The organism is Aeromicrobium sp. Leaf245 (genome assembly GCF_942548115.1).
Lineage (GTDB): Bacteria > Actinomycetota > Actinomycetes > Propionibacteriales > Nocardioidaceae > Aeromicrobium.
The window spans coordinates 558,418-579,940 of record NZ_OW824151.1; the positions used below are offsets into that span (position 1 = coordinate 558,418).

The following is a 21,523-nucleotide window of genomic DNA, read 5'->3' on the forward strand; positions in this document are numbered from 1 at the left end:
GATGAGTGAGTTCAGGCTGCCCGACGTGGGCGAGGGACTGACCGAGGCCGAGGTGCTCACCTGGCACGTCGCCGTGGGCGACGTCGTCGAGGTGAACCAGGTGATCGTCGACATCGAGACCGCCAAGTCGGTCGTGGAGCTGCCCAGCCCGTTCGCGGGCGAGGTGACGGCCCTGCTGGTGCGCGAGGGGACGACCGTGCCCGTGGGCACGCCGATCATCGCGATCGGGGGTCCGACGGGAGCCGTCGTGCCCGACGACGCCCGCGACCTCACCGACGAGCGCCCGGTCGAGGACGACGCCGAGGAGCCGGCGGCGCGGGACAAGCGCGAGCCCGTGCTCGTCGGCTACGGGGTGCGCACCGCGTCCACGCGCCGACGTCGGCGCAAGGGCGACGAGCAGGTGAGCGCTCCCCTGGCCGCCCCGAACGCCGGCGTGGCGAGGGTCGAGCGTCCGGCCCGGTCCGGCTCGGCGACGGGTGACGTGCGTGCGCTGGCCAAGCCGCCCGTGCGCAAGCTGGCCAAGGACCACGGCGTGGACCTCACCACGGTCCCGTGCGACGGCCCCGTGGTCACCCGCGCGGACGTGGAGGCGTTCATCGCCGGACGCAGGTCGGAGCCGGTCACCGTGCCGACGTCGACCTCACCTGCCGCGCCGGCACCCGTCAGGTCGGCCGAGGGCGACACCCGCATCCCCGTGAAGGGGGTCCGCAAGGCCACGGCCCAGGCCATGGTCAGCTCGGCGTTCACCGCACCGCACGTCACCGAGTGGGTCACGCTCGACGTCACCGCCACGATGGAGCTGGTCGAGCGGCTCAAGGCCGACCGGCGCTTCCGCGAGGTCAAGGTCTCGCCGACGCTGGTCGTGGCCAAGGCCGTCTGCCTGGCGCTCGCCCGCACGCCCGAGCTGAACGCCAGCTGGGACGAGCAGGCGCAGGAGATCGTGCTCAAGGGCTCGGTCAACCTCGGCGTCGCGGCCGCCACCGACCGCGGTCTCGTGGTGCCCAACATCCCGGGCGCCGACCGGATGAGCCTGGTCGAGCTGGCGCAGGCGCTGGGCGACCTCACTGCCACGGCCCGGGCCGGCCGCACCCAGCCCGCGCAGATGAGCGGTGGCACGTTCACGATCACCAACGTCGGCGTGTTCGGCGTCGACGCGGGCACGCCCATCCTCAACCCGGGCGAGACCGGCATCCTGTGCGTGGGCCAGATCGATCGACGTCCCTGGATCGTCGGCGCCGGACCGCAGGAGCGCGTCGAGGCCCGCTGGGTGACCACCCTGGCCGTCAGCTTCGACCACCGCGTCGTCGACGGCCAGCAGGGCTCGCAGTTCCTGGCCGACGTCGCCGCGCTCCTGCGCGACCCCGCCCTCGCCCTCACGTTCTGACCCACCGAGCGGTGACTTCTCCACCGATGGGCGGGCGGAGTGGCCGAGCGGTGCGGATTCCACCGGCTCAGGGCTGAGACGGTGGAATCCACACCTCCCTGCGCGATGCGCACCGTTTCGGTGGAGAACTCACCGATCGGGGGGAGTCAGGAGAGGCGCTCGCCCGCCTCGACGACGTCGGTGACCATGTTGCCCGGCGACGCGAGGGGGCAGCGCCAGCGGTCGTCGTAGCGGCACGACGGGTGGTAGGCGAAGTTCAGGTCCAGGACCAGCGTGCTGCCGTCGGCACCCTCGCCCAGCCAGGAGCCCTTGGCGGTGTCGAGCAGGTAGCGCCCCGCACCGTACGACCCGCCGGCCTCCGACTCCCGGCCCGACGTGCCGTCCCGCAGGGGCACGAAGATGCCGCCGGCGTACTGCTGCAGCGTCCACACGTCGAGCGTCGAGCCCGAGGGCAGGGCCAGCTGCCCGGTGCGCTGCATCGTCACGTCGCCGTCGCCCCCGCCGTCGACGACCCGCTCGTCGGGGTCCACGGCATCGGTCGGCGCGGGCAGCAGCGGCAGCTCGAACCGCCAGGCGGGGTCGTAGGGCCAGTAGGGCAGCCCGGTCTCGCGCAGCGGGTCGCGTGCCGGCAGTGGTGACTGGGGGTGGCTGCGGAACAGGTCGTCGCGACCGCTCCGCCACGTCGCATGACCCCGTTCGGGGTCGGGATCGGCGCGCACCTGCTCGTAGAGCGCGGCCACGCGCACCCGCCAGTCCACCAAGGTCAGCACACCGGCCACGCTAGAGACCCCCGGCGGATCCGCAACCCCCGAGGCGACCTGGGCACGGCCCGACACCCGGCGCATACTGGGGCGAGTGAGCGGAGCGACGAGCAGGAGAGGGCCGGTGGCGGTCTGGCTCGTCGGGCTCTCGCTCTACTTCCTCGCCGTCTTCCACCGCTCGTCGCTCGCGGTGGCGGGACTCGCCGCGAGCGAGCGGTTCGGCATCTCGGCCGCCCAGCTGTCGACGTTCGTCATGCTGCAGCTGGTGGTCTACGCCGGCATGCAGATCCCGGTGGGTCTGCTGCTCGACCGGTTCGGTCCCCGCCGGATCCTCACCATCGGCGTCCTCGTGCTCACCGCGGCGCAGGTGACCTTCGCCCTGGCCGACACGTTCGCCGTGGCGCTCGTCGCCCGCGTGTTCGTGGGGCTGGGCGACGCGATGACCTTCGTGTGCGTGCTCCGGCTCGTGACCACGTGGTTCCCGTCGCGCAGGATCCCGCTCGTCACCCAGCTCACGGGCGTGCTCGGCCAGATGGGAGCCCTCGTGGCCGCCGCTCCCATGACGTGGGCGCTGCGCGAGCTCGGCTGGACCACCACCTACCTGTCGGCGGCGTCGCTGGGCATCGTCCTGCTCGCCGCCCTCCTGCTCGTGGTGCACGACGAGCCCGGCTCGCCGCGGGTGCTCGGCGCCCCGTTGTCGTGGACGACGGTCCGCTCCAGCCTCGCGGCGTCGTGGCGTCACCCGGGGACCCGACTGGGCTTCTGGGTGCACTTCACGACCCAGTTCAGCGCCACCACGCTGGGCCTGCTGTGGGGCTACCCCTTCTTCGTGCGCGGCGAGGGTCGCACGCCCGCCGAGGCAGGCGCCCTGCTGACGATCCTGGTGCTCGCCGTCATGGTGGCCGGGCCGACGCTGGCCTGGGCCATCACCCGCGACCCGTGGCAGCGCTCGAGCATCGTGCTCGGCATCGTGTGGGCGGTCGTCGCGGTGTGGACGGTCGTGCTGGTGTGGCCGGGCGACGCGCCGGCCTGGCTGCTCGTGGTGCTCGTGGTCGTGGTGGGCGTGGGCGGACCCGCGTCGATGATCGGCTTCGACCTCGGCCGATCGTTCAATCCTCCCAACCGGCTGGGCGCCGCGACGGGCATCATCAACCAGGGTGGCTTCGTCGCCTCGTTGCTGCTCGTCGTGGCCATCGGCCTGGTCCTCGACTGGCGCACGCCCGGTACCAGCACGACCTACTCGGCGGAGTCGTTCCGCTGGGCGATGTCGGTGCAGTACGTGCTGTGGGCCGTCGGCATCGTGCAGATCTGGCGCTACCGTCGGCGCACGCGCGCAGAGCTCATCGCCGAGGACCCCGACGCCCGCGAGCGCTGGCGCGACGGCCTCGCCTAGCCGAACCGGTCAGGCGACGTCGAAGGTGACGCCCGTGGCCAGCTCGGACGCGGTCCACAGGTTGTCGGCCAGCTCCTCGTCGCGCGCGGCGCGGGTCATGCCCACGAGCACGGGCTTGCCGCGCATCTGACCGAGCAGGTTCGGGCCGACGTACTCGCCGCCGGTGAAGCTCTCGTCGGTCGCCGCCCTCAGCGAGGGCAGGGCACCGGCGGCGGCCGACTGGCCGACCACGCGACTGATCTGGTGCAGCCCGAAGCCGAGCATCGGGTTGCCCATCTTGAGGCCGGTCTGCTGGAGCTCGGTGTTGGCGTAGCCGGGGTGCGCCGCCACGCTGACGACGCCGAGGCCGGCGGCCTTCGCGCGCCGGTCGAGCTCGAGGGCGAACGACAGGTTCGCCAGCTTGGACTCCGCGTAGGTCTGCCAGCGGCGGTAGCGCCGCGGCGAGCCCTCGGGCGTGAGGGCTCGCAGGTCGACGCCCTTGGCACCGGTGTGGGCGAGGGAGGAGACTGTGACCACGCGCGCGTCACTGGCCTTCAGCACGGGCCACAGCCGCGCGGACCAGGCGAAGTGCCCGAGGTGGTTGGTGCCCATCTGCAGCTCGAAGCCGTCGGCGGTGGCGCTCTTCGGGGGGATCATGATGCCGGCGTTGTTGACCAGCAGGTCGATCCGGTCGTGGCGCGACGTGAGCTCGTCGGCGGCGCGCTCGACGTCGGCCAGGTCGGCCAGGTCGAGGGCGAGCGTCTCGAGGTCGACGTCGGGGAGCTCGGCCCGCAGCCGTGCGACGGTGGCGTCGGCCTTCTTCGGGTTGCGTGCGGTGACCACGAGCGCGGCGCCCTTGCGCCCCAGCTCGAGGGCCGTGTGGAAGCCGAGCCCGCCCGTGACGCCGGTGACGACCGCTCGGGTGCCGGTGAGGTCGGGGATGTCCTGCGCGCTCCAGCTCATGGGATGAACGGTAGCGGCCCCCGGCGAGCCGCGCCGGACCTATGATCCGCTCGTGAGCAGGGTCCTCGTCGTCGTGTCCGTGGTCGTCGCAGCCGTCGCAGGGTTCGTCCTCGGGTCCTCCTCGGTCGAGGAGGTGTCGTCGGTCCCGGTGGGCGACGCGGGGGCCGGCGCGAAGGTCGTCGTCACCTATCCCGGCGTGCCCGAGGCGTGGCGCGGCTGGCAGGACGACGTGCGCGAGAGCGGTGTGCTCGAGGAGGCCGCGAAGGACCTGCGGTCCGTCGTGGCCCTCCCGCGGGAGCTCACCGTCGAGGTGACGACCTGCAAGGACGGCACCGGCTACCTGCAGGGCGAGGCGCTCGTCGAGCTCTGCCTGCAGGACGTGAAGTCGAGTCGCGACGAGCTGGAGGACGCGGACGCCGACGACGTGGACGAGACGCTCCGGGGCATCTGGCGCGAGACGTTCTTCCACGAGGCCGGGCACGCCCTGATCGACCTGCTCGACCTGCCCTTCACGGGGCGTGAGGAGGACGTGGCCGACCAGTTCGCCGCCTGGCGGCTCGCCGAGTCCGGCGACGAGGCGTCGACCGACGCACTCCTGTCGTCGGCCTTCGAGTACGAGGTCCTCGCGTCGGCCTACGAGGCCGACCCCGACGACGAGCACTCCTCCGACGCCGCGCGGGCGGTCAACTACCTCTGCTACCTGTACGGGTCCGACCCGGCCACCTGGGAGGACCTGGTCGACGACGAGCCGCTCACCCAGGACCGGGCGGACCTCTGCGAGGACGAGTGGGACCGGCTGCGCCTGGGCTGGCGCGAGCTCCTCGACGACGTCGACGCGCTGCGCGGCTGACGCCGCAGGGTCGTCAGAAGGTGACGGCCATCTGCTCCAGCACGCGGTGGGCCAGGTCGGTGTCGCCGGCGATCCCGACGTCGACCGCTCCCGGGCCCCGTCGGCCCGCCGCCAGGACGGCGAAGGCGTCCGACGACAGGGTCAGGGTGGCCGACGGCGATCCGGGGACGCCGGGACGGGCTCGACCGTCGTCGCCGACCGTGGCGCCCACCTGCATGGCGAGGGGGCCGGTGAGGTCCCACAGCACCGACGTGCCCGCGGTGGCACCGACCTTCTTGCCCAGCACGTACGGCATCGCGAAGGAGAAGGTGTGCGTGGTGACGACCGCGGCCGGCGAGTCGAGGTTGCCCGGCCGGCCCACGGCGCGGCGGACGTCCTGCTCGTGGCACCAGATGTCGACGGTGCGGTTGCGCAGCATCGTGTCCCACGTCCAGCCGACGCCGGCGGGCGTGTGGTCGGCGCGGGCCGCGGGGTCGGTCGGCGGCGCGTCGGCCAGGCGGTCGGCCCGCGCGTCGATGCCGGCACGGAGCTCGGTCAGCACCTGCTCGCGGGAGAGTCCGCGGCGTGCCTCGACGCCGGCCTCGGTGTAGGCCGACGCGAGACCTCCTGGCGAGGCGGTGGTCGGTGCCTCGTCGACCACGTGCCCGGCCGTCACCGCCTCGAGGTGCGCCAGGTGGGACGCGACGTCGGCGACCGTCCAGCCCGGCAGGTCGGTGGGCGTCGACCACTGCGCGTCGTCGAGGTCCTCGAGCAGGGCGAGGGTGTCGCGGGCGCTGGCGAGCCAGGCGTCGATGTAGGTCTGCAGCATTCAGCTCTCCTGATGGCTCTTGCGTCGGGTCCACCACGTGGCGATGGCGAGCACGACGCCCACCGCGGTGGCGATCCAGGTGAGGCCCGCGCCCAGCCGGGCCCGGTCGAGAACGCCCTCGGCGACGGCCACCCGATAGGTGGCGGCGTCGGCGGCGCGGTCGCGCGGGGTGCACCGGACGGCCACCTCGTCACGACCCTCGGGCTCGAACGCGATGAGGTACCAGGTGGAGCCGTCGCGCGCGACGGTCAGGTCGATCGGCGCCTTCTCGAGCTCGACCGGCTTCGCGCTCTTGCCCGGCGGGGTGGCCGTGCAGGTCACGTCGCGCTCGGGCTGGCGGACGTCGGTGAACACCGCGAGCGACCCCCCGCCGGCGTCGACGCGCTCGGTGACGGACTCCAGCGTCGCGTCGCGCACGTGGTCCCACGAGCCGGCCGCGACGATCGTGCCGACCATCCACCCGCCGAGGACCACGAAGAGCGCCGCGAGGTACCAGAGCGGGTTGGTCAGACGCACGCGCTCACTCTGGCACACCTCGGGCGAGGTGCCGGTGTGACCACGCGCGTCGGTGCTTGACCGCGGCACGTCGAACGAGGACGATGGTTGAACATTCACCTTCTTTAGGAGTCCGCCATGGACGAGGTCTTCCTCATCTCCCGCATCCTGTTCGCCTACCTCGTCATCGGGTCCGGCATCGGCCACCTGACGGCCACCGGCGCGATGGCCGGCTACGCCGAGTCGCGCGGCCTCTCCAACGCCAAGCTGCTCGTGCAGATCAGCGGCGTCGCGCTGCTCGCCGGCGGCCTGTCGGTGCTGCTCGGCATCTGGGGCGACATCGGCGCGCTCGGGCTGGCCGTGCTGCTCCTCGTGACCGCCGTGCTGATGCACGCGTTCTGGAAGGAGAGCGACGGCCAGGCCAAGCAGATGGAGATGGTCGCGTTCAACAAGAACGTCGCGCTCGCCGGCGGCGCGCTCGCGCTGTTCGTCCTGCTGTCGACGGACTTCGCGCCGTACACGATCACCGGGGCGCTCGTCAGCTGGTGACGACTCCCGGGGCGCCCGCGAGGCGCTCCAGCACGAGGGCGAGCGGCGGCCACGTCGCTCGCCCTCGGCGCGTCCAGACGTAGGTGCGCATCGTGACGCCCGGGTCGTGGAAGGGGACCACGGTCACGCCGTCGCGCGGCGCACGCCAGAGCGGCAGCATCCCGACGCCGAGCCCGGCCACGACCAGGTCCTCCACGAGGTCGAGGCTGTCGGAGAGGTGCTCGACCCGCGGCTCGAACCCGGCCATCGACGCCAGGACCCGCAGCACCTCCTCGTCGGCCGTGTTGCGGGAGTTCCCGATCCACCGATCATCGGCGTGGCGGCGCAGCAGGTCGGGCGCTGCGAGGTCGACCGACGGCGCGTCGGACGTCGGCACTCCCAGGCCCCACGGTGCCCGCCACAGGGGCTCGGCATCGATCGCCCGGTCGAGGGTCACGGGCGCCAGGTCGTAGTCGTAGACGAGTGCGAGGTCGATCCGGTCGGCGAGGAGCGCCTCGCGGGCCTCCCCGGGCTCCAGCTCGTGCACCACGACGTGGACGTCGGGGTGGCTTCCGGCCAGAGACTCGACGACGGGCAGCAGGGTGGACCGGATGGCCGTGGCGAAGCCGGCGACACGGACCGTGCCGGCCGGCTCGGCGTCGGGGTCGAGGTCGGTGCGTGCGGCCTCGACGGCGGCGAGGATCGAGACGGCGTGGTCGGCCAGCCGACGTCCTGCGGGGGTGAGTCGGACGCCGCGGCCGTCGGGCTCGACGAGCGGCGTGCCCACCTCGTGGGCCAGGGCAGCCACCTGCTGCGAGACGGTGGAGGTGCTCGTCATGAGCACGTCGGCCACGGCGCGCATCGACCCGTGGCGGGCCAGCTCCAGCAGCACGACGAGGCGGTCGGTGTTCACCTCATGATCGTCCATGATCGACGGACGATCTGTCCATCAATGTCGCGTGGACACGGATGGCGCGGTGGCGTTCGATGGCGGGGTGCAGAAGAACCCGACGCCCGCCTCACGTGGCGCCCTCATGGCGCTCGGCTCCATGACCTCCGTGCAGATCGGCCTCGCTGCGTCCGTCGGCCTGTTCGACCGCATCGGCTCGGAGGGCGCGGCGTGGCTGCGGCTCTCGTGGGCGGGCGTCATCATGCTGCTGCTCGTCCGACCCTGGCGTCGACGCCTGAGTCCGGCCGCGCTGCGAGCCTGCGTGGTGCTGGGCGTGGTGACGGCCGGCGTGACCATGCTGTTCATGGCCGCCCTCGCTCGGCTGCCGCTCGGTACGGCCAGCGCCCTGGAGTTCCTGGGGCCGTTGTCCGTCGCGGTGCTCCGCGGTCGGCGCGGCACGTGGGCGTGGCCCGCGCTGGCCGCGGCGGGCGTGCTCCTGCTGACCCAGCCGTGGAGCGGCGAGACCGACGGTCGGGGTGTCCTGTACGCGCTCGGCGCGGCCTGCTGCTGGGCGGCCTACATCGTCTACACGCAGAAGGTGGGCGACGCCGTGGACGGCGTGGTCGGGCTGGGCGTCTCGATGCCGGTCGCCGGTCTGGTCGCCACGCTGGTGGCGGGGCCGGCCACGATCGGCCATCTCGACCTGGAGCTGCTCGTCGTCGGCATCGGACTGGCCCTGCTCGTGCCGGTGGTCCCGTTCGCGCTCGAGATGCTGGCGCTGCGCCGCCTCACGACCGCCGCGTTCGGGACGCTCATGTGCCTGGAGCCGGCCATCGCCCTCGTGGTCGGGCTCGTCGTGCTCGACCAGGTGCCCGACGTCGCTGCCGTGCTCGGTCTCGTCTGCGTCGTGGCGGCCGGCGTGGGTGCCACGCGCTCGGGCGGCCGCGAGACCGTGCCCGCGGCACCCACCCCGTCCGCCTGACTCCAGACGCACGACGACGCCCCACCCGCGACCGGGTGGGGCGTCGTCGTGGAGGTCAGGCGATCAGAACGCGGCCTCGTCGAGCTCCATGATGCTCGCGTCGACGTTCTCGGCCATCGCGCGCTCCGCCGTCAGGCGGGGCAGCACGGTGCGAGCGAAGAACGACGCCGCGGCGACCTTGCCCTCGTAGAAGGCCTTGTCGGAGCCGGTGACGCCCTCGTCGAGCCGGGCCAGCGCCACCTCGGCGCCGCGCAGCAGCAGCCACGACACGACGAGGTCGCCGAGCACGTACACGAGGCGCGTCGTGTTCAGGCCGACCTTGTAGAGGTTCTTGACGTCACCCTTCTCGTCGGCCGGGTTGCTGGCCATGAGGTCGGTGAACGCGGCACCCAGGATGGCCTGGGCGTCGTCGAGGGCCGTCGCGAGCAGCTCGCGCTCGACCTTGAGGCGACCGTTGCCGGCCTCGCTCTTGACGAACTCGCCGACCTGCTCGGCCAGGTAGCCGATCGCACGACCCTTGTCCTTCACGATCTTGCGGAAGAACAGGTCCTGTCCCTGGATCGCCGTGGTGCCCTCGTAGAGGGTGTCGATCTTGGCGTCGCGGACGTACTGCTCGATCGGGTAGTCCTGCAGGAAGCCCGAGCCGCCGAACGTCTGCAGCGACTCGGTGCCGAGCAGCACCCAGGAGCGCTCCGAGCCGTAGCCCTTGACGATCGGGAGCAGCAGGTCGTTGACCGACTCCTCGAGGGAGGCGTCCTCGCCAGACTCCTCCTTCTGCATGATCGCGTCCTGCCACGTGGTCGTGTAGAACACGAGCGAGCGCAGGCCCTCGGCGAACGCCTTCTGCGTCATGAGCGAGCGGCGCACGTCGGGGTGGTGGGTGATCGTCACGCGCGGGGCCGTCTTGTCGGAGGCCTGCGTGAGGTCGGCGCCCTGGACGCGCTCCTTGGCGTACTCGAGCGCGTTGAGGTAGCCCGACGACAGCGTGGCGATGGCCTTCGCGCCGACCATCATGCGCGCGTTCTCGATGACGCGGAACATCTGGCTGATGCCGTTGTGAACCTCGCCGAGCAGCCAGCCCTTCGCCGGCTCGCCGCCACCGGTGGACGGGTCGCCGAAGGTGACCTCGCAGGTGGTGGAGACCTTGATGCCCATCTTCTTCTCGACGTTCGTGACGTAGACGCCGTTGCGCTCGCCGGTCAGGTCGCCGGTCTCGTGGTCGAAGTGGATCTTGGGCACGAGGAACAGGCTCAGACCCTTGGTGCCGGGGCCGCCGGCACCCTCGACGCCCTGGGGGCGCGCGAGCACGAGGTGCATGATGTTCTCGCTCATGTCGTGCTCGCCCGAGGTGATGAAGCGCTTGACGCCCTCGATGTTCCAGGAGCCGTCCTCGTTCGGGAAGGCCTTGGTGCGGCCGGCGCCGACGTCGGAGCCCGCGTCGGGCTCGGTGAGCACCATGGTGGCGCCCCACTGACGCTCGACCATGTGGCCGGCGATCTTCTTGTCCCGCTCGGTGCCGTTCTCGAACACGATCCGCGCGAAGGCGGGGCCGGCGGCGTACATCCAGATGGGCGGGTTGGCGCCCAGCACGAACTCGGCGGTGGCCCAGATGATGGAGGCGGGGGTGCGCTGGCCACCGAGCTCCTCGGGGACCTGCAGGCGCCACCACTCGGCATCCATCCAGGCCTGGTAGCTCTTGACGAACGCGGGGTTCATCGCCACCGTCATGGCGCTGGGGTCGTAGACCGGGGGGTTGCGGTCGGCGTCGTCGAAGGATGCGGCGAGGTCCTCGCGGGCGAGGCGGTCGACCTCGCCGAGGATGCTCTTGGCGGTGTCGAAGTCGATCTCCTCGAACGGGCCGGCGCCGAGGACGTCCTGGCGGTCGAACAGCTCGAAGAGGTTGAACTCGACGTCACGCAGGTTGCTCTTGTAGTGGCTCATGACTGCCTGTTCCTGGGTCGGGGGCGCGTGCGGTGCACGCATTCAGGGGTCCGGTGCGCGAGGATTACTCGTGAGTGCTACCGGCTGGTAACTTAAGTATCCGCAGATCAGGGGCTCGACACAAGTCATTCGGCCCACCTCGCACGATGTTCTTGGACACGCCCCCGGGGGACGGACGTGCGCTGCTGTGCGGATCAGGACGTGAGCGACGGAACCAGGTCCACGACGCCGAGCAGGTCGGGCACGACGTGGGTGGCGCCGGCGGCACGCAGCTCGTCGGCGGTGCAGGGGCCGGTGGGCACGGCGATGCCGACGACGTCGGCCGAGCGGCAGGCGTCCATGTCGTGCACGTGGTCGCCGACGTAGGCCGCGACGCCCCGCTCGCGGAAGACGTCGGCCTTGCCCTCGCGCCACACGTCGCCCACGACGTCGAGCTCGACGTCGAGGCGCTGCAGGTGCAGACGGGCGTTGTGGGTGTTCTTGCCGGTGACGACGAACGCCTCGCCGCCGGCGTCGAGCACGGCCTGCACCGCCTCGCGCGCGCCGGGGAGCAGCTCGACGCGGGGGATCGCCAGCTTTGGGTAGAGGGCGCGGTAGCGGTCGGCGGCGGCCGGGACGTCCTCGGCCGCGAACCAGTTCGCCAGCTCGTGCTCGAGCGGCGGACCCAGGCGGGACGTCACGAGGTCGACGTCGATGGGGGTGCCGGTCTCGGCGGACAGCGCCCGGTAGGTGGCGCCGATGCCGGGACGGGAGTCGACGAGCGTCATGTCGAGGTCGAACCCGACGACGAGGCGGCTCACGTCGTGAAGACTACGCAGCCACCGTCCCGGGGGTGGACGGTGGCTGCGAGTGCTGCTGACCTGCAGGCCGCGGGGCCGGGGCGTCGGGACCCGGCCGCGGACGTCGTGCGGTCAGACGTGGGTGGGGGGGGTTGCCGGGCCGCGGGCCGGCGGACCGGCGCCGCGTCAGAAGCGACGGATGGTCGGGATGCGGCCGTAGCCGTCGGTCGCGACGAGGTAGGCGGTCTTGGTGACACCGATGGTGACGACGATCGCGCCGAGCACGGAGAGAGCGAGCATGGTGGGGGCCTCCTCGGGAGGGTCGGGGGGTGGTTCTTCCCTCTCAGGATGACCCTGCTCATCGTCAAGGACAAGCGAAGAGAACTACATGTAACGTGTAGCATCTCTACATGGAAGTGCGCCGCCTCATGGTTCTCAGGGAATTGTCGGAACGCGGCTCCGTCGGGGCCGTCGCCGACGCGATGAGGGTCACACCGTCGGCGGTCTCCCAGCAGCTGAAGGCGCTCGAGAAGGAGGCCGGCTACCCGCTCGTGGAGGCCGCCGGCCGCGGCGTCTCCCTGACCGAGGCGGGGCGGGCGCTGGCCCGAGCGGCCACCGACATCGCCGTGGCCATCGAGCGCGCCGAGGGGGACTGGCGCGCCTTCATGGAGCAGCCGGCCGGCCGCGTCACCCTCGTGACCTTCCCGACAGGTGGCGAGATGCTGCTGCCGGGCCTGCTGACCCGCATGGCCGAGCGGCCCGACGTCGAGCTGGTGTGCACCGACCTGGAGGACCCCGAGGCGGCCGGTGACCTGACCGCCGACCACGACGTGGTGCTGTCGGACGCGCCGACGACGTCGGCCACGTGGCACGAGCGCGGACTGCAGGTGGTGCCGCTCATGAGCGAGCCGCTCGACGTGGCCCTGCCCGAGGACCACCCGCTCGCGCGGAAGGCGAGCCTGTCGCCCCGCGACGTGGTGGACGAGACGTGGATCGGGGTCCCGCCCGGCTATCCCTTCGACCGGGTGCTGGAGCAGGTGGTGGTCGCCACCGGCCAGCCGGTGCGGGTGGCGCAGCGCTTCGCCGACAACGGGGTGGTGGAGGCGATGGTGGCCGGCGGCCACGGCCTGGCGATCCTCCCGCGCTTCACCACCCGCGAGCACAGCAACGGCCTGGTCACCCGCCCGCTCATCGGCGTCCGCGCCCGCCGCGACATCTCCGCCGTGCTGCGTCCCGACCGCTTCGAGCGCCCCTCCGTCCGCCTCGTCGTCCAGGCCCTGCGCGAGGAGGCGCGGCTCGTCGCCGACGCCCACGGCGCCGCCTGACCGCAGATTCCCAGGTCGACCTGGGTATCTTCCGGTCCGCACGGTTTCCCCTACGTCTGCACGGGTTGCTTCCCGTGCAGACGTAGGCAAACCGTGCAGGTGTCAGGACTTCGAGAATCGGGCTGCGAAGCGCTCGAACTCCGGGCTCGAGAGCGACTCGGCCTGGAACTGCGCCTCGACGTCGAGCGACGCGACGAAGTCCGACGTCGACGCGACGCGCACGGACTCCTTCACGTGCGCCATCAGGGTGGGGTTGCGCTCGCACCAGCCCAGGGCCAGCTCCCGGGCGCGGGTCGGCGCGTCGTCCACGAGCTCCTGGGCGATGCCGAGCCGCAGCGCGTGGTCGGCCCCGATCACGTCGCCGGCGTAGAGCGCGGCGGCCGTGTTGGCCGAGCCGATGCGCTGCGTGAGCATCCAGGTGCAGCCGCCGCCGGGGTGCAGGCCGATCTGGGTGAAGGTCGGTCCGAACCCCGCCTTGGGCCCGGCGACGATCACGTCGCACGCGAGCGCGATGTTGAGGCCGGCGCCCACCGCGGGCCCGTGGACCGCGGCGATCGTCGGGATCGCCAGGTCGCGGATGGGCAGGAACGAGGCGTAGACCTTCATGAGGTGGTCGCGCAGCTCGTCGACGGGCCGGGTGCGGTCGCCGAACAGGTTGCCCACGTTGGCGCCCGAGCAGAACGCCCGGCCGGCGCCGGTCACCACGAGGGCGCGGGCATCCTCGTCGGCGGCCACGGTGACCACCGCCTCACGCAGCTCGTCGAGCAGCGGCCAGTCGAGCGCGTTGAGCCGCTCCGGGTCGTTCAGCGTGATGGTCCGCAGTGGACCGTCGGACTCCAGCAGCACGTAGGACATGCGGCGACCGTACCGGCGGGACGCCTCAGAGGGCGTGCCGGATGACGTCGGCCATGCCGGCGTAGCCGCTGTCGTTGGGGTGGAACCGGTCCTCGGCGAGGCGCCCGCGCCAGTCGCGCATGTGGGGGACCCGGAAGTCGGCGATCACGATCTCCCCGGCCCGTTCGTGGGCGTCGACGGCCCGGTTGAAGCGAGCGGCGGAGCGCTGCAGACCGGGCTGGGTCGCGACGACGGTGCCGTGCGGCACGGCGTCGAGCAGCGTCTCGATCGCCGAGGGCAGCAGCCTGCTCCACTTGGGGCTCATGAGGTCGTTGTTGCCGATGAGCAGGGTGACGAGCGCGATCTCGTGGCCCTGCTCGCGGACCTGGTCCAGCGCCGGGAGCTGCCGCTCGAGCACGTCGAGCACGCGTGCACCGTTGAACGCCAGGTTGAGCACGGCCGCGTCGCGGATCCTCGTGGGCGGGTCGGCCGCGATCTGGCCGACCCAGCCGCGGTCCGGAGCACTGGCGCCGATGCCCTGGGTCATGGAGTCGCCGAGCGCGACCCACAACGGCCGGCCCGAGCCGAGTGCGCGACGGTTGCTGTCCTCCCACCACCGCGCGTAGGGCTCCACCTGGCCCATGACGCTGCGCACGCCGGGGAGCACCAGCGCGAGCTTCGAGACCACCGGCCCCGGCGGCCGATCGCTCAGGTTGGAGTAGTCGAACGTCGTCACGATCACCAAGTGAAGCAACGGTCGGGTGATCGCGCAGGTCAGGTGAGCGGTCTCACGCGTCAGCCGCGGGGGTCGCGCAGGTCGGCGCCGTCGCCCACGAGGAGGAGTCCGCCGGGCGCGAGGGCGGCCGTGACACGAGGAAGAGCCCGCGACGCGAGAGTGGGGTGACGGCCGTCGAGGGCGCCCACCCGCAGCGCGAACGCGAGGTCGTACGGCGCCTCGTCGGGTTCGAGCAGGAGGTCCTCGACGGCGACCTGCCGGACGTCGAGCCGCCCGGCCGCGATCTCCGCGGCAGCGTGACGTCGGCACTGGTCGACGGCGGTCGCGGAGCGGTCGGTGGCCAGGACGAAGCCATCGGGTCCGAGGCGTCGGACGACCTCGCGGGCGGCCGCGCCGGGACCGCACCCGATCTCGAGCACCCGCATCCCGGGCTCGAGCGGGAGCGCGTCGACCGCGGCCAGGATGCGGGCTGACGGTGGGGCGGGCACGCTCCCATCGTCGCCGCTCGCCCGCCGGTTGGGTACTGTGACGTCACCGGCCGATGTAGCTCAATGGCAGAGCGCTTGCTTCCCAAGCAAGACACGCGGGTTCGATTCCCGTCATCGGCTCCATGGGGTCTTCGCAGAATTCAGTGCAGATCTTCGCAGAATGAACGACCATCGCAACGACAGCTGGGGTCGGTCCTCCCGTTCTCAGGTGAATGTGCCACTAAGCATCGTCCGGCGCAGATAGCCTCGGGTCCGTGAAAGCCACCGATCTCGCCAAGGTCCGATCGACCCTGTGGGCGGCCGCCGACGAACTGCGGGCCAACTCCAAGCTGACGCCCGTTCAGTACCGCGATCCCGTGCTGGGTCTGGTGTTCTTGGCGTACGCCGAGAACCGTTTCGAGACCGTCCGTGGCGAGGTCGAGGCGAAGGCGACCGCTCGCAATCCCGCCACGATCGCCGACTACAAGGCCAAGGCGGTGCTATACCTCCCCGACGAGTCGCGGCTGTCGCACCTCAATGACCTGCCAGAGGGTGACGACATCGGCAAGGCGGTCGACGAGGCGATCAAGGCCATCGAGTCCGCCAACCCGGAGCTCAAGGACATCCTCCCGCGCGGCTACCAAAAGCTGGAGCGCTCGACCCTCATCGAGCTGCTGCGGCTGTTCGCACCGCTGCCGACTCAGCTCGAGGGTGACGCGTTCGGCTTCATCTACGAGGACTTCCTGTCCAACTTCGCCGCCCAGGAGGGCAAGGGCGGCGGCGAGTACTTCACCCCGTACTCGATCGTGCGGCTGATCGTGGAGATCCTGCAGCCGTTCGAGGGGCGCGTTTTCGACCCCGCCTGCGGCTCGGGCGGCATGTTCGTGCAGTGCGCCAAGTTCGTCGAGCGGCACCACGAGTCGGCCACCCGCAAGCTGTCAGTCTTCGGTGCAGAGAAGACCGACGATACTGTCCCGCTGGCGAAGATGAACCTCGCGCTGCATGGGCTGTCAGGCGACATCTGTCAGGCCAACAGCTACTACGAGGATCCGCACGCTGCCGTCGGCGCCTTCGACTTTGTGATGGCGAACCCGCCGTTCAACGTCGACAAGATCAAAAAGGACCAACTCGCCGGCGACAAGCGCTTCCCGTTCGGACTGCCCAAGGCCGACAACGGCAACTACCTGTGGATCCAGGAGTTCTACGCCGCGCTCAACGAGAAAGGGCGCGCCGGCTTCGTCATGGCCAACTCCGCCGGCGACGCGGCCCACTCCGAGAAGGAGATCCGTCGCCAGATCGTCGAGTCGGGCGCGGTCGACGTGATGGTCGCGATCAGCTCCAACTTCTTCTACACCGTGACGCTGCCGGTGACATTGTGGTTCCTCGAAAAGGCTAAGGCCGGTACGCCGCGCGAGGACCAGGTGCTGTTCCTCGACGCTCGGCACCTCTACCAGCAGATCGACCGCGCTCACCGCGACTTCCGGCCCGAGCAGGTCGAGTTTCTCGCCAACGTCGTGCGGCTCTACCGCGGTGAGGAAGTCGAGACGACCGATGGCAGCGACGTCCTGCTCAAGGAGAACTTTCCCGACGGCAAGTACGTCGACGTCGGCGGTCTCTGCAAGGTCGCGACACGCGCAGAGATCGAGGCCCAGGGCTGGAGCCTCAACCCTGGCCGCTACACCGGCACAGCAGCGGTCGACGAAAGCGACGCCGACTTCATGGGCGACCTCGAAAAACTGTACGAGCAGTTCACGATGTTAAGCGACGAGGCCGATGTGCTCCGCGCCAAGGTCGACGCCGCCGTCCAAGGGATTCTCGGCACATGAGCGATTGGACTGAGGTGCCGCTCGGCGAGCTCGTTGACATCTTCGATAGTCAGCGAGTACCCCTCTCAAGCGCGCAACGCGCCGGACGAAAGGGGCCTTATCCCTACTACGGGGCCCAGGGAGTCATTGACCACATTGACGACTTCATTTTTGAGGGCCGATACATCCTCGTCCCAGAGGATGGAGAGAACCTGCGAAGCAGGAAGCTGCCAATCGCTTACTTCGCCGAGGGTCAGTTCTGGGTGAACAACCATGCGCACATCATCAAGGCTAAGCCGGGCAAGGCGGTCGACCGCTTCGTCCAAAGCGCGTTGCAAGCGACTCACATAGGCAGTTGGCTGACGGGGGCTGCGCAGCCGAAACTCTCCCAAGCGCACCTGAAGCGGATTCCGCTCCTGGTGCCTAGTTTCGATGCGCAGCAAATGCTTGGTTCGGTGCTTGACGCGTTTGACGATCTGATCGAGAACAATCGGCGGCGAGTGAAGGTGCTGGAAGAGATGGCGCGGGCCATCTACCGCGAGTGGTTCGTGGAGTTCCGCTACCCCGGCCACGAGGACGTCTCCTTCGTCGACTCCGCACTCGGCCCCGTCCCGGAGGGATGGGAGATCTCGGCGCTTGGCGCTACGGCGCGGTGGCTTTCGGGTGGCACGCCGAGTACGACAGTCGCCGCTTACTGGGATGGCGAGATTCCCTGGATTACCAGCGGCACCCTGACTTCGATGCTGCTCGATCGCTCGGACCGAATGCTGACTGAGTTGGGGGCGGCCAACGGGACACGACTCGTTGAACGCGACGCGTTGCTGTTCGTCGTGCGTGGAATGAGCTTGGCGAAGGAGTTTCGAGTCGGCATCGCTGAGAGCCGCCTCGCCTTCGGTCAGGACGTAAAGGCCTTGATCGCTTCGCCAGGGGTAGAACCGCTGTTCCTCGCGTTCAGTGTCATCTCACGTGCGGACGAGATTCAGCGCATGGTGGAGTTCGCGGGGCACGGAACAGGGAAGCTCTCAACTGATCGCTTGCAGGCGATTAAACTCGCGTTGCCACCACAGCATCTGCAGGAAGCGTTCGGTCGCGCAATGCGCCCGCTTCGTGAGTCCATGTCGTCTCTCCGGCTCGGCGCTGATCGCCTCGCCGCGAGCCGTGACCTGCTCCTGCCGAAGCTGGTCACGGGCCAGATCGATGTGTCGATGCTCAATCTCGACGCACTCGTTGAGGGCGCGGTGGCGTGATGTCGCCGACGGGTCCGGAGCTGCGCTACGTCGAGCGGCCGAGCATGGAGTTGCTGACGCAGCTCGGCTGGACTCCGGTTGACGCGTACGGCGAGATCCTCGGTCATCAGGGGACGCTCGGTCGGGACTCGCAGCACGACGTGGTGCTGATCCACCGGCTGCGGTCCGCGATGCGCGAGCTCAACCCGGCGGACGTCCCGGAAACGTCGGTCGATGAAGCGATCGAGATGCTCACCAAGGACCGCTCGGTCATGGACCGGGTGCGGGCCAACCGTGAGGTCTACGACCTGCTGCGTGACGGCTACCGCGCCGAGTGGACCGACAGCGATGGGACGAAGCGGATCGAGACGCTGCGCTTCCTCGACCTCAAGGACGCGAGCAACAACGACCTACTGGCCGTGCAGCAGATGTGGGTCAAGGGCCACCTGCACAGCCGTCGCCTCGACGTCGCGTTGTTCGTCAACGGCGTGCCGCTGGTGCTGATGGAGTTCAAAGAACCGGGCGCTTCGCTGAAGTCTGCGTACGACGCCAACCTCACGGACTACCGCGACACGATCCCGCAGCTGTTCATCCCCAACTGCTTCGTGCTGCTGTCCAACGGCAGCGAAGCGAAGAGCGGTTCGACATACTCGCCGTGGGAGTTCTTCGGCGACTGGAACGTCATTGACGCCTCCGGCGCTCGTGGTGCCGTTGCGCTCGAGACCGCGCTGCGCGGTACCTGCGACCCGGCCGTCCTGCTCGACCTGTTCGAGAACTTCGTCGCCTACCTCGAACGGCCCGGCGGACTGGTCAAGACCGTCGCCCGCTGCCACCAGTACCTCGGCGTCAACGCCGCCATCGACAACCTGCACCGTGCCCGCGCCGAGCAGGACAAGCGGCTCGGCGTCTTCTGGCACACCCAGGGCTCGGGCAAGTCGCTGTCGATGCTGTGGTTCACCCAGAAGGTCCTGCGCCAGGTGCCGGGCAGCTGGACGTTCGTCATGGTCACCGACCGAACCGAGCTCGACACTCAGTTGCACGGCGAGTTCGCCGACGCCGGCGTCATTCCACCCGAGGCCAAGGTGCACGCCGGCTCGATCGCGCACCTGCGGCAGCTTCTGGCTGCGGACCACAGGTACGTGTTCACGCTGATCCAGAAGTTCCAGCCGTCCAAGGCCGCGGGGGAGCGGGAGATGCCGGTGCTGTCGGACCGCGCCGACGTCATCGTCATCACCGACGAGGCGCACCGCAGCCAGTACGACACCCTCGCGCTCAACATGCGACGCGCCCTGCCCAACGCCTCGATGATGGGGTTCACCGGCACGCCACTGATAGCTGGCGAGGAACAGGCCACCCGGCAGCAGTTCGGCGAGTACGTCAGCATCTACAACTTCCGCGACGCCATCGAGGACGGCGCCACGGTGCCGTTGTACTACGAAAACCGAATCCCCGAGCTGCAACTGGTCAACGAGAACTTCTCCGACGAGCTCGACTCGCTCCTCGAGGCCGCCGAGCTCGACGAGGACGCCGAGGGCGCGTTGGCGCGCGCGTTCGGCACGCAGTACACGCTGCTGATGCGTCCTGAGCGGCTGCGCACCATCGCGTCGGACCTGGTGCGGCACTTCGTCGGTCGCGGTTTCTCCGGCAAGGCGATGTACGTCGGCCTCGACAAGGCCGCTGCGGTGCGGATGCACGACCTGGTCAAGGCCGCCTGGGCCGAGCACCTCGCCGAGCTGAGGCTCGAGCACGGCGCGCTGCCGGAGCTGGAGCGTCCGTGGCTGGCGTCGCGGATCGAGCTGATGGAGACCACCGACATGGCGGTCGTCGTCTCGCAGAGCCAGAACGAGCTGAAGTTCCTCGACGACCAGGGACTGGACATCCGCCCGCACCGGGAGCGGATGAACCGCGAGGACCTGGCCGAGAAGTTCAAGGACGCCGACGACCCGCTGCGGATGGTGTTCGTTTGCGGCATGTGGATGACCGGCTTCGACGCTCCGAGCGTGTCGACGGTCTACTTGGATCGGCCGATGAAGAACCACACGCTGATGCAGACCATTGCACGCGCCAACCGGGTCTTCCCCGAGAAGGACAACGGCCTGATCGTCGACTATGTCGGCGTCTTCAGGAACCTGGAGAAGGCGCTCGCGGTCTACGGGGCCGCCAGTACCACCGAGTCGCCCATCGAGATCATCGACGCCCTGGCCGGCGAGCTCGACGCCGCGGTCGACGACCTGATGACGTTCTGTACGGCCGTGGGCGTCGACCTGGCGGCCGTGCGCGACGCCGAGGGGTTCGACCACATCGCCCGCCGCGACGAGGCCGTCGAGGCGCTGCTGGTCGACGAGGAGACCCGCAACGACTTCATCGTCAAGGCGCGGCAGATCCGCAAGCTGTTCAAGGCGCTGTTGCCCAACCCCCAGGCAGCCGCCCAGCAGCGGACGGTTGCCGCGGTGCGCGTGCTGCACGAGCGCATCATCGAGGTCACCCGGCCGCCCGAGGCCGACATCACGGCAGTCTCCGACGCCGTCGACGCACTGCTCGACCGGTCGGTCGGAGCCGAGGAGTACGTCATCCGGGCGGCCGCGGAAGGCGCACACCCGGATCCACTGATCGACCTCTCACAGATCGACTTCGAGGGACTCGCGGCCACGTTCGCAGGACGCGAACGCGCTGAGACCGACCGGCTCGCCCAGCTGCTGCGCCAGCAGGCGATCGGTGCCGCACAACGCAACCCCACGCGCTACGAGCTCGTCGAGCGCATCGAGCAGCTGATCGCCGACTACAACGCCGGCAGCCTCAACATCGACGAGTACCTCCGTCGCCTCATCGAGCTTTCCAAGACGTTGACCGCCGAAGAAGAGCGCGCAGTTCGCGAAGGCATGAGCGAGGAAGAGCTCGCGATCTTCGACCTGCTCACCCAACCGAACCCCGTTCTCACCGACGAGGAACGCGACACGGTCAAGGCCAGCGCGAGAACGCTTCTCACTCACCTGCACGAGAAGCTCGTCCAGGACTGGCGCATCAAGGTCGCGGCCACCAACGAGGTGAACAGCACCATCCGTCGGATTCTCGACGCTGGTCTACCCCAGGACCCCTACACGCCCGAGATCTTCGGAGAGAAGGTCCAGCTCGTCTTCGACCACGTGCTCACCGCCTACGGCGACGACGGCGAGAGCGCCTACAGCGGGACCGTCGACCACCAGTTCACGCAACCGGTCCCCATCGAGTACGACGGACCGGTGAACGTCGACAAGATCGCCGACGACGTCGTGGCGCGCATTCACGCCGACCCGGAGTTCGCTCGACACGTTGCCGAACAGCTTGGGCGCCTCCCAGAGCAGGACCCTATCTGACCGAAATTGCCCGACGAAAGTGTTC

General features: G+C 70.1%; 19 protein-coding genes and 1 tRNA gene. 10 read left to right on the top strand and 10 right to left on the bottom strand.

All coding sequences use genetic code 11. The features are described from left to right. Position 1: 1 nt before the first annotated feature. Entirely contained in the window at positions 2-1,384 is a 1,383-nt protein-coding gene (locus NBW76_RS02760) for a dihydrolipoamide acetyltransferase family protein (RefSeq protein ID WP_055962658.1), read from the top strand. A 146-nt stretch (positions 1,385-1,530) separates the two neighbouring features. Here NBW76_RS02760 and NBW76_RS02765 read toward each other — a convergent pair whose 3' ends face one another. After that, positions 1,531-2,154 carry a DUF1684 domain-containing protein gene (locus NBW76_RS02765; protein WP_200931188.1) on the bottom strand — a complete coding sequence of 208 codons (624 nt, stop codon included), beginning with the start codon at positions 2,152-2,154 and terminating at the stop codon, positions 1,531-1,533. A 115-nt stretch (positions 2,155-2,269) separates the two neighbouring features. Here NBW76_RS02765 and NBW76_RS02770 point away from each other — a divergent pair, with 115 nt between their 5' ends. Beyond that, entirely contained in the window at positions 2,270-3,538 is a 1,269-nt protein-coding gene (locus NBW76_RS02770; RefSeq protein ID WP_056556725.1) for a nitrate/nitrite transporter, read from the top strand. A gap of 9 nt (positions 3,539-3,547) precedes the next feature. Here NBW76_RS02770 and NBW76_RS02775 read toward each other — a convergent pair whose 3' ends face one another. Continuing rightward, positions 3,548-4,480, bottom strand: a complete 933-nt coding sequence (locus NBW76_RS02775) for an oxidoreductase (protein WP_056556722.1) — start codon at positions 4,478-4,480, stop codon at positions 3,548-3,550. A gap of 52 nt (positions 4,481-4,532) precedes the next feature. On the opposite strand from NBW76_RS02775, the gene NBW76_RS02780 reads away from it, so the two are divergent. Continuing rightward, positions 4,533-5,330 carry a DUF4344 domain-containing metallopeptidase gene (locus NBW76_RS02780; protein WP_056556719.1) on the top strand — a complete coding sequence of 266 codons (798 nt, stop codon included), beginning with the start codon at positions 4,533-4,535 and terminating at the stop codon, positions 5,328-5,330. 13 nt (positions 5,331-5,343) lie between these two features. On the opposite strand, the gene NBW76_RS02785 is transcribed toward NBW76_RS02780, so the two are convergent. Together NBW76_RS02785 and NBW76_RS02790 are read right to left on the bottom strand one after the other, a co-directional pair. After that, on the bottom strand, positions 5,344-6,138 hold the full coding sequence (locus tag NBW76_RS02785) for a maleylpyruvate isomerase family mycothiol-dependent enzyme (protein ID WP_056556716.1): 795 nt from the start codon (positions 6,136-6,138) through the stop codon (positions 5,344-5,346). Beyond that, the gene (locus NBW76_RS02790) at positions 6,139-6,654 is read right to left on the bottom strand and encodes a hypothetical protein (protein WP_156364898.1); all 516 of its coding nucleotides are present in this window, start codon (positions 6,652-6,654) and stop codon (positions 6,139-6,141) included. Between the two features lie 117 nt (positions 6,655-6,771). Between NBW76_RS02790 and NBW76_RS02795 the strand changes: the two genes are divergently transcribed. Then, positions 6,772-7,182: a DoxX family protein gene (locus NBW76_RS02795; RefSeq protein ID WP_055962679.1), complete on the top strand. Its 411-nt coding sequence runs from the start codon at positions 6,772-6,774 to the stop codon at positions 7,180-7,182. On the opposite strand, the gene NBW76_RS02800 is transcribed toward NBW76_RS02795, so the two are convergent. After that, positions 7,172-8,074 (bottom strand): LysR family transcriptional regulator, encoded by a 903-nt coding sequence (locus NBW76_RS02800; protein ID WP_055962684.1) that lies wholly within the window; start codon positions 8,072-8,074, stop codon positions 7,172-7,174. The genes NBW76_RS02795 and NBW76_RS02800 overlap by 11 nt on opposite strands. Before the next feature lie 82 nt (positions 8,075-8,156). On the opposite strand from NBW76_RS02800, the gene NBW76_RS02805 reads away from it, so the two are divergent. After that, positions 8,157-9,032 (top strand): DMT family transporter, encoded by an 876-nt coding sequence (locus tag NBW76_RS02805; RefSeq protein ID WP_200932695.1) that lies wholly within the window; start codon positions 8,157-8,159, stop codon positions 9,030-9,032. A gap of 63 nt (positions 9,033-9,095) precedes the next feature. Here the strand turns inward: NBW76_RS02805 and NBW76_RS02810 are convergent, their stop codons facing one another. Then, positions 9,096-10,973 (bottom strand): acyl-CoA dehydrogenase, encoded by a 1,878-nt coding sequence (locus NBW76_RS02810; protein WP_055962687.1) that lies wholly within the window; start codon positions 10,971-10,973, stop codon positions 9,096-9,098. Between the two features lie 194 nt (positions 10,974-11,167). Beyond that, positions 11,168-11,773 carry an HAD family hydrolase gene (locus tag NBW76_RS02815; protein ID WP_235493071.1) on the bottom strand — a complete coding sequence of 202 codons (606 nt, stop codon included), beginning with the start codon at positions 11,771-11,773 and terminating at the stop codon, positions 11,168-11,170. A gap of 407 nt (positions 11,774-12,180) precedes the next feature. On the opposite strand from NBW76_RS02815, the gene NBW76_RS02820 reads away from it, so the two are divergent. Next, positions 12,181-13,077, top strand: a complete 897-nt coding sequence (locus tag NBW76_RS02820) for a LysR family transcriptional regulator (protein WP_250246811.1) — start codon at positions 12,181-12,183, stop codon at positions 13,075-13,077. 102 nt (positions 13,078-13,179) lie between these two features. Here NBW76_RS02820 and NBW76_RS02825 read toward each other — a convergent pair whose 3' ends face one another. From NBW76_RS02825 to NBW76_RS02835, 3 genes are read right to left on the bottom strand one after another with little or no spacing between them, the layout of a single operon-like run. Beyond that, the gene (locus NBW76_RS02825; protein ID WP_056556707.1) at positions 13,180-13,932 is read right to left on the bottom strand and encodes an enoyl-CoA hydratase; all 753 of its coding nucleotides are present in this window, start codon (positions 13,930-13,932) and stop codon (positions 13,180-13,182) included. 25 nt (positions 13,933-13,957) lie between these two features. Continuing rightward, on the bottom strand, positions 13,958-14,647 hold the full coding sequence (locus NBW76_RS02830) for an SGNH/GDSL hydrolase family protein (protein WP_235493070.1): 690 nt from the start codon (positions 14,645-14,647) through the stop codon (positions 13,958-13,960). Positions 14,648-14,706: 59 nt separating this feature from the next. Next, positions 14,707-15,135 carry a cyclopropane-fatty-acyl-phospholipid synthase family protein gene (locus NBW76_RS02835; RefSeq protein ID WP_056556702.1) on the bottom strand — a complete coding sequence of 143 codons (429 nt, stop codon included), beginning with the start codon at positions 15,133-15,135 and terminating at the stop codon, positions 14,707-14,709. 49 nt (positions 15,136-15,184) lie between these two features. On the opposite strand from NBW76_RS02835, the gene NBW76_RS02840 reads away from it, so the two are divergent. From NBW76_RS02840 to NBW76_RS02855, 4 genes are all read left to right on the top strand, one after another. Next, a tRNA-Gly gene (locus NBW76_RS02840) sits at positions 15,185-15,258 on the top strand. Positions 15,259-15,389: 131 nt separating this feature from the next. Beyond that, positions 15,390-16,940 carry a class I SAM-dependent DNA methyltransferase gene (locus NBW76_RS02845; RefSeq protein ID WP_056556699.1) on the top strand — a complete coding sequence of 517 codons (1,551 nt, stop codon included), beginning with the start codon at positions 15,390-15,392 and terminating at the stop codon, positions 16,938-16,940. After that, positions 16,937-18,166, top strand: coding sequence for a restriction endonuclease subunit S (locus NBW76_RS02850; protein WP_056556697.1), 1,230 nt, complete (start codon positions 16,937-16,939; stop codon positions 18,164-18,166). Before NBW76_RS02845 ends, NBW76_RS02850 begins: the two co-directional genes overlap by 4 nt. Then, complete coding sequence (locus NBW76_RS02855) at positions 18,166-21,498, top strand: type I restriction endonuclease subunit R (protein ID WP_056556694.1); 3,333 nt, start codon at positions 18,166-18,168, stop codon at positions 21,496-21,498. The genes NBW76_RS02850 and NBW76_RS02855 overlap by 1 nt, the downstream gene beginning before the upstream one ends. Positions 21,499-21,523 lie beyond the last annotated feature (25 nt).